The organism is Polaromonas sp. P1_G1 (genome assembly GCF_056405595.1).
The window spans coordinates 120184-131321 of sequence record NZ_JBFUBU010000009.1; the positions used below are offsets into that span (position 1 = coordinate 120184).

Here is an 11138-nt window from a genome sequence, read left to right on the forward strand (position 1 = left end):
CCCCACCATGGAAACCCGGCCGCCGCTCCCACCCTTTACCTACGACACCGCGGTACAGAAAGTCCGCGCCGCCGAAGACGGCTGGAACACGCGCGACCCGCAGCGCGTATCGCTGGCCTACACGGCGCAAAGCCGCTGGCGCAACCGCGCCGAGTTCGTCACCGGCCGCGAGGAAATCGTGGGCCTGCTGTCGCGCAAATGGGCGCGTGAGCTCGACTACCGGCTCATCAAGGAGCTATGGGCCTTTGGCGGCAACCGTATCGCCGTGCGCTTTGCCTACGAGTGGCATGACGATGCCGGCAACTGGTTCCGTTCCTACGGCAATGAAAACTGGGAGTTCGACGAGAACGGCCTGATGGCGGTGCGCCACGCCAGCATCAACGACCTGCCGATCAAGGAAGCGGACCGCAAGTTTTTCTGGCCGCTGGGCCGTCGGCCGGACGACCACCCAAGCCTGAGCGACCTCGGGTTGTGACGGGATTCAGGTCGGGCTGTAGAATCCACGTCCCCCTGCGCACCGCTGAAGGCGCTGCGTGACCTGAATTTCCCCCCGGCCCCTTGCCGGGGCGCCCCACCCGAGTGACCGCGTTTTGACTGACTCCCACACACCCGCTGCCGGCCTGGCCGATGAATCCCCCAATGACACCCCGCCCATCCAGGAGCCGCGGCTTTGGTGCGGCGATGGCTGGACGGCCAAGGTCATCAAGAATGAAGACGATGACGGCTGGGCCGTCGCGATGATCAAGGACGGCGAGCCCGAGCCCGCGCTGGTCGGCCCCTGGACCATGGGCCGCGACAAGAAAAATCCCAAGCCGCTGGATGGGCCGGCCTTCAGCACCCTGGTCAAGACGGCTTCGGAATTCGTGCGCAGGCATGAGCAGCAGCTGCACGCCACGCTGCACCAGAGCATCACCGTGACCGCCAACGCGGCGCGCCTGACCGTCTCGCTGGACATCGTTCCCGATGAGGACAACCCGCACGGCCTGCTCAGCGCCGCCGACGAAACCGGCGAGCAGCTGGCGCAGGTGCGCGTGGCGCCGTCCTTCAAGCTCAACCGCGCCAGCGCCGTGGCCTGGGCCGAAAACGGCTTCGCCAAGCCGGCCGGGCGGTGAGCGGCCTGCAAGCCTGCGGGATCGACTTCGGCACCTCCAACTCCACGGCGGGCTGGAGCCGGCCCGGGCTCCCCGCGCTGCTGCCGCTGGAAGGCGGCAAGCCCACGCTGCCTTCGGTGGTGTTTTTCCATGCGGAAGACGAGCATGTGAGTTACGGCCGCGCAGCGTTGGCCGACTATCTGGCAGGCTACGAAGGGCGGCTGATGCGCTCGCTCAAAAGCCTGTTGGGCACGGCCATGATCGACGACCACACCGAGGTCGCCGGCCGCGCGTTGCCGTTTCGCGTGCTGCTGGCACAGTTCATCGGTGAGCTCAAACACCGCGCCGAAAAAGCAGCGGACCAGTCCTTCAGCCGCGCGGTGTTGGGCCGCCCGGTGTTTTTTGTGGATGACGACGCCAAGGCCGACAAGAAAGCCGAAAACACACTGGCCGAGATCGCCCATGCGGTCGGTCTGAAAGACATCGCCTTCCAGTACGAGCCTATCGCGGCGGCCTTCGACTACGAGTCGCAGATCAGGCGCGAAGAGCTGGTGCTGGTGGTGGACATCGGCGGCGGCACGTCCGACTTCGCGCTGGTGCGCCTGTCGCCCGAGCGCGCGAAAAAAGCCGAGCGGCGGGACGACATCCTGGCCAGCGGCGGCGTGCACATAGGCGGCACCGACTTCGACAAATACCTGAGTCTGGCCAGCGTGATGCCCACACTGGGGCTGGGCAGCCGGCTGGCGAGCGGGCTGGAGGTGCCCTCGGCCCAGTACTTCAACCTGGCGACCTGGCACACCATCAACCAGGTCTACAGCAAAAAATCCTGGACGCAGATCAGTGACATACGGCGTGGCGCGGTCGACAAGGACAAGCTGGATCGCCTGCAGAACCTGGTGCGCGAGCGCGCCGGCCACTGGCTGGCCATGCAGGTGGAAGCGGCCAAGATCGCGCTGTCCGATGCGCCCGAAGCCATCATGGATTTGGGACGCATCGCCCCAGGGGAGACCTTGACCTTGCACCGGCCCGATTTTGACGGCGCCATCAGCGAACTTGTGGGCACGGTGTCACGCACCGTCGTGGCGCTGCTCAAGCATGCCGGCGTCGATGGGGACGATATCGACACGGTGTTCTTCACCGGCGGCTCCAGCGGGGTGCCCTTGCTGCGCGAGCAGATCTCCGCGTTGCTGCCTCAGGCGCGCAGCGTGGAAGGAGACCGCTTTGGCAGCATTGGCGCCGGGCTGGCGCTGGATGCGGTGCGCAAGTTCGGCTGAGGTGCCTTGCTCCCTCTCCCTTTGGGAGAGGGCAGGGGTGAGGGGGCTGCGGCCTGTGCATGTGACGGTAGGTATTTATGCGCCGCTGCGCTGGCCCTTACCCCAACCCTCTCCCAGGGGGAGAGGGGGTAAAACCGTTTTCCAGGCAGTCACGCCGTTTTTGCGGTGCCGGCCTACAGCCGCGCAGTGGCAAGGGCCGCGGCGGCAGGCTACGATGGCCCGGCCCTTGTCCATAGTCCATCGAGTGCCCGCTTTCATGCCTTACCGCCTTCGCCTCTCCGCGCTGGCCTTGTCGCCCTTGCTGGGTGCGACGGCGCTGGCCCAGTCGCTGGCGCCTGTCACGGTCAGCGCCACCCGCACCGAGCTGCCGCCCTTTGAGGTGCCGGCTTCGGTCGACGTCATCGACGGCGAGCGGCTTCGCGCCGACGGCCGCGCGCAGCTCAACCTCTCGGAAAGCCTGGCGCTGAGGCCCGGGGTGCTGGCGCGTGATCGGCAAAACCAGGCGCAGGACCTGCAGTTGTCGGTGCGCGGCTTCGGGGCACGCTCCACCTTTGGGGTGCGCGGCGTTCGTATTTATGTCGACGGCATCCCGGCCACCATGCCCGACGGCCAGGGCCAGCTCTCGCACATAGACCTGAGCTCGGCCAGCCGGGTGGAGGTCTTGCGCGGGCCGTTTTCAGCGCTGTACGGCAATTCTTCGGGCGGGGTGGTGCAGGTGTTCACCGAGCAGGGCCAGGGCCCGCTCACCCTCACGCCCAGCCTTGCCTGGGGCAGCGATGGTTTTTACCGCAGCGGCCTCAAAGCCATGGGCAGCGCGGGCGCACTGGGCTACACCTTGAATGCCAGCCAATTCAGCAGCGATGGCTTCCGGGCGCACAGCGCGGCGCGGCGTGACCTGGCGAATGCGCGCCTCGACTGGCAACTCGCCAACGGCGGGCAGCTCATGCTGGTGGCCAACCATGTGGACCTTCGCGCCGACGACCCGCTGGGCCTCAGCCGCGCGCAGTTTGATGCCGCGCCTCAAAGCGCCGACCCCTCGGCCACCCAGTTCAACACCCGCAAGACGGTGCGCCAGACCCAGCTGGGCGTGGTCTACGAGTTGCCGCTGGACGGCGGCAACCGGCTGCGCGCCATGGTTTACCAGGGCCAGCGCGCCACGGTGCAATACCAGGCCATCCCGGTGGCGGCGCAGGCCAGCCCGCTGCATCCGGGCGGCGTGATCGATTTGAACCGTTCTTATGCCGGCGCGGACCTGCGCCTGTCGGCACAGGCACAGCTGGCCGGTTTGCCGCTGGACCTGGTGGCCGGCCTGGCTTACGACAGCCTTCGCGAGCAGCGCCTGGGCTTTCAGAACTTCAGCGGCGCCAGCCTGGGCGYGCAGGGCGCGCTGCGCCGTGATGAAACCAACCGCGTCAGCAGCCTGGATCCTTATGCGCAGGCCACCCTCAAACTTTCCCCGCGCTGGACCTTGCATGCGGGCCTGCGCCGCAGCACGGTACGCTTTGATTCGGCGGATCATTACGTGGCAGGGCCCAACGGCGATGACAGCGGCAGCGTGCGCTACAGCGCCACCTTGCCGGTAGCGGGCTTGCTGTATGCGCCCGCCGACAACCTGCGTTTGTACGCCACCGCCGGCAAGGGCTTTGAAACCCCGACGCTGAACGAGACCGCCTACCGCGCCGATGGCTCGACCGGGCTCAACCTGGGCTTGAAGCCGTCACACAGCAACAACCTGGAGGTGGGCGCGAAAGGGCATACGCCGGCCGGCGCGGCCAACCGGCTGGAGTGGAGCGCGGCTGTGTTCCAGACCGCCACGCGGGATGAAATCGTCAGCCAGACCAATGTGGGTGGGCGCAGCACCTTCCAGAATGCGGGTGCCACGCGGCGCCACGGAGTGGAACTGGCCTCCAGCCTTGCCTTGTCCGGCGACTGGCTGGTGCAGCTTTCCTATACCTGGCTGGAGGCGCGTTACCGCGATGCATTTTTGACCTGCGCGGCCACGCCTTGCGCCACACCCAATGTGGCGGTGCCGGCGGGCAACCGGATTCCCGGCATCGCGCGCTCGGCCCTGGCGCTCGAAGCCGGCTGGCGGCCGGTGCGGGGATGGCGCGGCGGCGTTGAGGCCCGCTACCTGGGCAGCGTTCCCGTCAACGACCTTAATTCAGACGCGGCCACCTCGTTCACCGTCGCGGCGGCGCATGTCGGCTATGCCGTGGAGGCGGGCGGCTGGAAGATGCTGGGCACGCTGCGGCTGGACAACCTTTTCAACAAAAAGTACGCGGGTTCCGTCATCGTCAACGAAGGCAACGGCCGTTACTTTGAACCGGCCGCGGGGCGGACTTGGCTGCTCTCGTGGATGGGCAGCTACGCGTTTTAGTTTTAGGACTCGCGTCCTCATTTTTCATTGATTCGCAATCAAACTATATAAAACTATCTTTTATTGAGTAAAAAATAGTTTTGTATGGATTATTTCCCATCGCAAGCCAATAAATAGATAAAATACTATTGTTTTATGAAAAAACGATATTTTTATTTATGAAAACATTGTCTGAAATCGCGACACGCCTCGAAGAGGAACGGCAAGGCCTGAAGCTGGACTACCAGGCCCTGGCCGAAAAGACGGGGCTCACGCCCTTGTCCGTTCGCAACGTGCTTCAAGGGCGCACCGCACCGCGCATCACCACGCTGATGGCGATTGCCGACCAGCTAGGGCTGGAAGTGCTGCTGCTGCCCAAAGTGGTGGCCGCCGGCCTGCAGGCGCACGGTGTCCAGGAGCCCGCGCCGCCCGCGCTCTCGCGGGTGGATCGCATTGTGGCCGAGACCTCGCAGCTCGCTGCGGCTGCGGCAGGCACAAGGAAAACCAAAGGCCCTTGGTAATGAATGTCCTGGCGCTTGATATCTATCTGGGATCCTTGCGCGCCGGGCTGCTGTTCCAATACGGCACGGGCAGCACGGCGCTCACGCGCTTCATTCCCGACGAGGCCTTCTGGTCCAACCCGGCATCGCCGGTGTTTTCCTGGTCGGCCACGGACGACGACGCGCAGCGCCGCGAGATTTTCTGGCGCAGCTACGTCAATACGCCGTTCTTTAATGCCGAAGGCGGCCGCTTGCCGGCCTTCTTTCAAAACCTGTTGCCCGAGGGGCCGCTGCGCCGCCACCTGGAGCAACTGCGCGGTTGCGGGCCCAACGACCATTTCGACATGCTGGCCGCCTGCGGCACCGACCTGCCGGGCAACGTTTACGCCTACCCGGCGCACCTCGATGCCCAGGCGCTGGCCGGTGTGGTCACCCAGCACCATGACGCACTTGAAATGTCTGTCACCGCCGACCCTCTGCCCGATGCGACCTCGCTGTCGGGCGTGCAGCCCAAGCTCGCGCTGGTGCAACAGCAGGGTCGCTATGTAGCGCGCACCCGCGACGCCCAGGGCACGCACATCATCGCCAAGCTGCCCACGGCGGAATTCGCCCTTTTGCCCGAGGTGGAAGAACTCTCGCTGCGCCTGGCGCAGGCCGCGGGTGTGGACGTCTGCGAGGCCTGGCTGGCGCCCATGGACGAGATCGTGGCGGAACAACCCTTTGTGCTCGGCGAGAGCCGCCATTTCCTGGCCGTCAAACGTTTTGACCGCGGGCCGCAGGGGCATATCCACTGCGAGGACTTCGCACAGATCCTGCGCATCCAGCCCGAAGAAAAATACACCCATCCTGCCGCCAGCTATGCCGCCATGGCCAGGACGCTGCGCGAAGGCATGAGCTTGCCGGCCGAGGTGGGCGAGGGCGCGGCGGAAGAGTTGATACGCCGCGTGATGGTCAACGAGATGCTGGGTAACTACGATGCCCACGTCAAGAATTTCGGTGTGCTCTACCGCGACGGTCGCACGCCCGGGTTGTCCCCGGCCTACGACGTGGTGGCCTACGCGGCCTATCTGGGCGGGCGCGGCCATGCCTTGCGCTTTGTGCCCGGCGGGGAAAAGCAGGCCAGGCTGACGGCCCAGACCTTGCGCAGCTTCTGCAACGCCACCGGCATGTTCGAAACGCGGGTGCGCGGCGTGCTCAATGAAGCGGTGGGCAGGGCCTGCGAGACCTGGCCGCGGATGATCGAGGCCAGCAGCCTGCTGGAGCGGCAAAAGCAGAACCTGCTCAAGCACTTCGAAGCCTGCGACGCGGTGAAGAGCTGGCGCGCCCGGCGCGCTGCGGGCGCCCGGCGCAGGGCGCAAGCGCTTTAGAGGATGCTCCCTTGGCCGGGACCGGCGACCCGCGGCTTGTGGAAAGCCGCTCGCAGGACAACTATTGGCTAGCCACAATGCTCGGAAGAAGAGCTGGTAACCCAATACCGACGTACCTGGCGTGCTACCGATTTCATAGTTTCCTTCCGGCCGGGAGCGGGGGCCGGGCTGCCGGCTTGCCAAACTGATGGCAAGGTCTACTGCCTAATATTCGGGTCAACCCCGGGTAAACGCCTGCCTTTCCAGCGGGTCGTCCGTATCATGGCCCGATGTATGCATGTCATACTTTGTTACTAAATCCGGTGACCGCAGCCAAACTGCCCCAATTGGCAAATGCCACCGCTTCTGGAGCCAAACATGCACTATTCGTCCCGTATTTCCCTTTCGCTGGCATTGGCAGCCGCATGCTTGGCACCGGCCGCCCGGGCACAAAGCTGCGACGGAGGGGCCTACATGAACCCCCAACTCTTCCGCGGTGAAGCAGCCTATCAAAGCGCCGTGGCGGAACAGGAAATGCATGCCTTCATCGGCCGCGCCGGCCTGCCGCAGACGCCCTTGTATGCCATCAAGAAAGTGGACGACATCACCGCATCGGGGCGCACGCCTTATTGCTGGGTCTACACCAACCAGGTCATCGGCCTGATGAGCGGCTACAAGCTCGTGGTGTTCAACAATGAAGTGGTCCAGCCAGCGGTGCTGGCGATTACCGCTGCCGGCAAGGCCGCGACCGACGCGGGCGCCGTGGCGCTGAAAACCCTGCCGCCGGCAGAGCAGAAAGCGGTGCTGGACCAGCTCCAGCGCTCCAAGTGCTTTGGCACGGCTGCCGGCGTGGAGGCTGCCATCGCAAAAGCCGAGGGCCTGTGCGGCAATGTGGAGGATGTCGCGCCGCAAGCCACCGTCGGCCAGCAGGGCCTGATTGCAAAAGCTGTCTTTGCGTGGGAGGAGCAGTCCTGGGCAGGCGTCGTCACCCGCGAGCCCGCGGCACTGGGCGTCAGCCTCAAGGGCCTCGCCGGGCGCTCCGAAAAAGTGCACCAGGCACGCCTCGTGGTGGTTCCGACCAAGGCCACCAGCGTCGGCTTTGGCCTGTATCTGCACGCCAGCGTGCCGGATGCCACCGTCAAGAAGGCTGTTGCCGCCTTCCAGGGCCTGACAGCACCCTCCAAGCCGCTCGCCGTCGCGCTGGACCTGGGCCCGCAATTCTCTTTTGTGGTGCCGACAGCGGACCAGCTGGAGAAGATGCGCGCGGCGATCGGGCTGGGCAAGTAGAGCTCTAGCTGAGAAACTGCTGCGGCGATGCAGGTTCCGCCCTGGACTTCATCTCTTTCAGCCAGGCCTGCAGGTCTTCCGATCCACCGATTTTTTTCCCGCCCGCAAACACCTGCGGCGCCGTGGCGGCGCCGGCCACCGCCTGCAGCGTGTTGGTGCTGATGCCGTGGCCCAGTGTGATTTCCTCGTAAGAAAGGCCGGCTTCATCCAGCATGGCGCGGGCCTTGGCGCAAAACGGGCAGCCCGGCTTGCTGAACAGGGTGATGGGTTCGGGCGCCACGGCATCCGGTGCGAGGTAGCTGAGCATGGTGTCGGCGTCCGAGACCTCGAAGGGGTCGCCGTCTTTTTCGGGTTCGATGAACATCTTCTCGATCAGGCCGTCGCGCACCAGCATGGAGTAGCGCCAGGAGCGCTTGCCGAAGCCAAGATCGCTTTTGTCGACCAGCATGCCCATGCCTTTTGAGAAATCGCCGTTGCCGTCGGGAACCAGGGTGATGTTGCCGGCCTCCTGGGCCTTGCCCCATTCGTTCATCACAAAGGCATCGTTGACCGAAAAACAGACCACGTCGTCGATGCCGTGGGCTTTGAAGGTTTTTGCCAGCGCGTTGAAGCGCGGCAAGTGGGTGGATGAGCAGGTGGGCGTGTAGGCGCCGGGCAGGGAGAAGGCCACGACGTTCTTGCCTGCGAACAGGTCGGCGCTGGTGACGTCGACCCATTGCTCGTTCTGGCGGGTCTTGAAGGTAACGTCGGGGACGCGCTGTCCCTCATTGTTGGAGAGCATGGGAAGTCCTTTGGTTGGGGCGCGCTACTGCGCATCGCAGCCGCAGCCGCGCCGATGAGATGAATTTATTGTGCGGACCCTCGCGCGCCGCGAGCTGTCGGACAGCGACGACATTGCTGTAGGGCAATCCCACGAGCGCGCCGCGCGCGCACCGTCAGTTGCCACCGGCCTCGGCCCACATGCACCGGCATGGCGCGGACTCCAGAATCTCCTCACGCCTGCCTGCCACCGGGCGCTGGAGGAGCTTTCATGCCCGAAGGGCCGTCAATCCAAATTCTCAGGGAACAGGCCGCGGGCTTTGCCGGCAAGATCGTACGGCGCGCCGGTGGCAACAGCCGCATCGACATCGCGCGGCTGGTAGGCCGGCGCCTTGTGGCCGTGCGCAGCTGGGGCAAGCATTTTTTGCTCGAGTTCGAGGGTTTTTCCGTCCGCATCCATATGCTGATGTTCGGCAGTTATCGCATCAACGAAGGCAAGGAGGGCGCGGCGCCGCGGTTGAGCCTGGGGTTTGCCCGAGGCCAGGAGCTGAACTTCTACAACTGCTCGGTCCGCTACGTCGAAGAGCCCCTGGACACTGTTTACGACTGGAGCGCCGATGTGTTGTCGGATGCCTGGGATCCCGCGGCCGCCCGCAAGAAACTGCGGGCCATGCCCGACGCCCTGGTGTGCGACGCGCTATTGGACCAGACGGTGTTCTCCGGTGTCGGCAACATCATCAAGAACGAGGTGCTGTTTCGTATCCGGGTCCACCCCTTGTCAACTGTCGGGGCCTTGCCTGCGCCCAAACTGCGCGAGCTGGTGGCGCAGGCCCGGCAGTACAGCTTTGATTTTCTCGCCTGGAAAAAAGCCTTTGTGCTCAGGCAGCATTGGCTGGCCCACACCAAAACCATCTGCCCGCGCTGCGAAATCCCTTTTGTGAGAGCCCATCTCGGTAAAACCCAGCGACGCAGCTTCTTCTGCGAGAACTGCCAGCGACGCTACGAAGCGCCGTTCGAGCTCAAGTAGCACCGTGCCCCGGCGAGCGGCATGACAAAATGCAGGCCTTTCAACCCGCAGCTGGAGCTTTGCATGAACTTTGCACCCGACCTTGCCACGGTCACCCACGGCATCCAGCTGGCGGTGGCGCCGGTGTTTTTGCTCACCGCCGTCTCGGGCATGATCGCCGCCGTCGCCGGCCGGCTGGCCCGCATCATCGACCGCGCGCGCTTCCTGGAAAACCGGCTGGAAGCCGGCGGCGTGGAAGAGCCTCGCGCGCACCGCATGTACGCCGAGCTGCGCGAACTTCGCCATCGCGGCTGGCTGGTCAACATCTGCATCGCCTTGCTGACCTTTTGCGCCATCCTGATCGGCAGCACCATCATCCTGCTGTTCCTCGGGGAAACCAGCGAGCTTCCGACGCTGCGGATTGCGACGGTATGTTTTCTGTCGGGGGTGGTGTGTTTTCTGCTGGCCCTGGTGTGTTTTCTGGCGGAGACCTTGCTGGCAACACGCTTGCTCAAATTCGCGGAGCCTTCGCCTTAGTGCGCACGGCACTTGAATGTGAGCAAATGTAGGACGCTGTCGCAGCTTGTTTCCCTACAGGGATTTTCATCTCACCGGAGCCAGAATGGGCAAAACACCGTCAACGGCATCGGACGGCGTCCGTTGAACAGTTCAGGCATGTGCCTCGCATGGTTTGCATGCCCGCCGTATCGGCCTTCACCCATAACTACCGGAGAACCACAATGAAAAACACCACGATGACCACTGGACCGCGCCTGCCCGGCCGTAGCCTTGCACTGCTGATGGCGGCCGCCATGGCCTGTTCCGCGAGTTTTGCCGAGAAACCCGAATGGGCTGGCGGTGGCAAAAACAAAGGCAACAAACATGAGCAGGCGGAACAGTCCGACCACGGTGATGACGGGCAGGGCGGCAAAAAGGCGAAGAAGAACAAGCATGCCGCTGATGTCAAAGTCGGCGGCTATTTTGTGCCGCAGCAGCGCGTCGTGGTCCAGAACTACTACGGCAAGCAGTTCAAGTCCGGCCATTGCCCCCCGGGCCTGGCCAAGAAAAACAACGGCTGCCTGCCCCCAGGCCAGGCGAAGAAATACGCCATCGGCCAGCCGCTCCCTCGCGATGTCGTGTTCTATCCCGTGCCTTCGGCTGTCGTGGTGCAGTTGGGTGCGCCGCCAGCAGGGCATAAATATGTGCGGGTTGCCACTGACATTCTGCTGATTGCGGTGGGGACGAGTATGGTGGTGGATGCTATTCAGGATTTGGGGTCGATCTAAGGCCGGGGTCTTGCTCCCGGTGGCGCGCTCCCTCTGTTTTCTTTGCTGAGGGCGGCTGGCCGGGAGTCGCCCGGCATGCGACTYACTTTTCTTTGCTTCGCCAAAGAAAAGTAAGCAAAAGAAAGGCGACCCGCAGTCTGGGTCCCTACGCTTCGCTACGGGCAACCTGCGGTGCTCGAGCCAAGCGGGGTCCGGCTAAACTCGCCTTCGGCTCAGACAACGCCGGCCCTGAT

General features: G+C 64.4%; 11 protein-coding genes. 10 read left to right on the forward strand and 1 reads right to left on the reverse strand.

What is annotated here, in order from left to right; genetic code table 11:
* Positions 1-7: 7 nt before the first annotated feature.
* The 7 genes from AC1D1Y_RS06290 to AC1D1Y_RS06320 all read left to right on the forward strand — a co-directional run bounded on the left by AC1D1Y_RS06290 (position 8) and on the right by AC1D1Y_RS06320 (position 7854).
* The gene (locus AC1D1Y_RS06290) at positions 8-475 is read left to right on the forward strand and encodes a nuclear transport factor 2 family protein (protein WP_477677833.1); all 468 of its coding nucleotides are present in this window, start codon (positions 8-10) and stop codon (positions 473-475) included.
* Positions 476-590: 115 nt separating this feature from the next.
* Entirely contained in the window at positions 591-1112 is a 522-nt protein-coding gene (locus tag AC1D1Y_RS06295; RefSeq protein WP_477681591.1) for a hypothetical protein, read from the forward strand.
* A complete protein-coding gene (locus tag AC1D1Y_RS06300; protein WP_477681592.1) occupies positions 1109-2365 on the forward strand; it encodes an Hsp70 family protein in 1257 nt (418 codons plus the stop codon). Before AC1D1Y_RS06295 ends, AC1D1Y_RS06300 begins: the two co-directional genes overlap by 4 nt.
* 256 nt (positions 2366-2621) lie before the next feature.
* Entirely contained in the window at positions 2622-4742 is a 2121-nt protein-coding gene (locus AC1D1Y_RS06305; RefSeq protein ID WP_477681593.1) for a TonB-dependent receptor domain-containing protein, read from the forward strand.
* Between the two features lie 158 nt (positions 4743-4900).
* Positions 4901-5242 (forward strand): helix-turn-helix domain-containing protein, encoded by a 342-nt coding sequence (locus AC1D1Y_RS06310; protein ID WP_477677829.1) that lies wholly within the window; start codon positions 4901-4903, stop codon positions 5240-5242.
* Positions 5242-6588: a type II toxin-antitoxin system HipA family toxin gene (locus AC1D1Y_RS06315; RefSeq protein WP_477681594.1), complete on the forward strand. Its 1347-nt coding sequence runs from the start codon at positions 5242-5244 to the stop codon at positions 6586-6588. The genes AC1D1Y_RS06310 and AC1D1Y_RS06315 overlap by 1 nt, the downstream gene beginning before the upstream one ends.
* Before the next feature lie 453 nt (positions 6589-7041).
* Positions 7042-7854 (forward strand): hypothetical protein, encoded by an 813-nt coding sequence (locus AC1D1Y_RS06320; protein WP_477677827.1) that lies wholly within the window; start codon positions 7042-7044, stop codon positions 7852-7854.
* A gap of 4 nt (positions 7855-7858) precedes the next feature.
* Here the strand turns inward: AC1D1Y_RS06320 and AC1D1Y_RS06325 are convergent, their stop codons facing one another.
* Positions 7859-8635, reverse strand: a complete 777-nt coding sequence (locus AC1D1Y_RS06325) for a glutathione peroxidase (RefSeq protein WP_477681595.1) — start codon at positions 8633-8635, stop codon at positions 7859-7861.
* A 249-nt stretch (positions 8636-8884) separates the two neighbouring features.
* Here AC1D1Y_RS06325 and AC1D1Y_RS06330 point away from each other — a divergent pair, with 249 nt between their 5' ends.
* From AC1D1Y_RS06330 to AC1D1Y_RS06340, 3 genes are all read left to right on the forward strand, one after another.
* Positions 8885-9640 carry a DNA-formamidopyrimidine glycosylase family protein gene (locus AC1D1Y_RS06330; protein WP_477681596.1) on the forward strand — a complete coding sequence of 252 codons (756 nt, stop codon included), beginning with the start codon at positions 8885-8887 and terminating at the stop codon, positions 9638-9640.
* A 63-nt stretch (positions 9641-9703) separates the two neighbouring features.
* Entirely contained in the window at positions 9704-10156 is a 453-nt protein-coding gene (locus tag AC1D1Y_RS06335) for a DUF2721 domain-containing protein (RefSeq protein WP_477652132.1), read from the forward strand.
* A 203-nt stretch (positions 10157-10359) separates the two neighbouring features.
* Positions 10360-10905 (forward strand): hypothetical protein, encoded by a 546-nt coding sequence (locus AC1D1Y_RS06340; protein WP_477681597.1) that lies wholly within the window; start codon positions 10360-10362, stop codon positions 10903-10905.
* The last annotated feature ends 233 nt before the right edge of the window (positions 10906-11138 follow it).

Bases quoted from the DNA above. Each gene is read 5' to 3' on its own strand.
- AC1D1Y_RS06290 (WP_477677833.1), top strand. From the start codon at position 8: ATGGAAACCCGGCCGCCGCTCCCACCCTTTACCTACGACACCGCGGTA.
- AC1D1Y_RS06310 (WP_477677829.1), top strand. From the start codon at position 4,901: ATGAAAACATTGTCTGAAATCGCGACACGCCTCGAAGAGGAACGGCAA.
- AC1D1Y_RS06315 (WP_477681594.1), top strand. From the start codon at position 5,242: ATGAATGTCCTGGCGCTTGATATCTATCTGGGATCCTTGCGCGCCGGG.
- AC1D1Y_RS06320 (WP_477677827.1), top strand. From the start codon at position 7,042: ATGAACCCCCAACTCTTCCGCGGTGAAGCAGCCTATCAAAGCGCCGTG.
- AC1D1Y_RS06325 (WP_477681595.1), bottom strand. From the start codon at position 8,635: ATGCTCTCCAACAATGAGGGACAGCGCGTCCCCGACGTTACCTTCAAG.
- AC1D1Y_RS06330 (WP_477681596.1), top strand. From the start codon at position 8,885: ATGCCCGAAGGGCCGTCAATCCAAATTCTCAGGGAACAGGCCGCGGGC.
- AC1D1Y_RS06335 (WP_477652132.1), top strand. From the start codon at position 9,704: ATGAACTTTGCACCCGACCTTGCCACGGTCACCCACGGCATCCAGCTG.
- AC1D1Y_RS06340 (WP_477681597.1), top strand. From the start codon at position 10,360: ATGAAAAACACCACGATGACCACTGGACCGCGCCTGCCCGGCCGTAGC.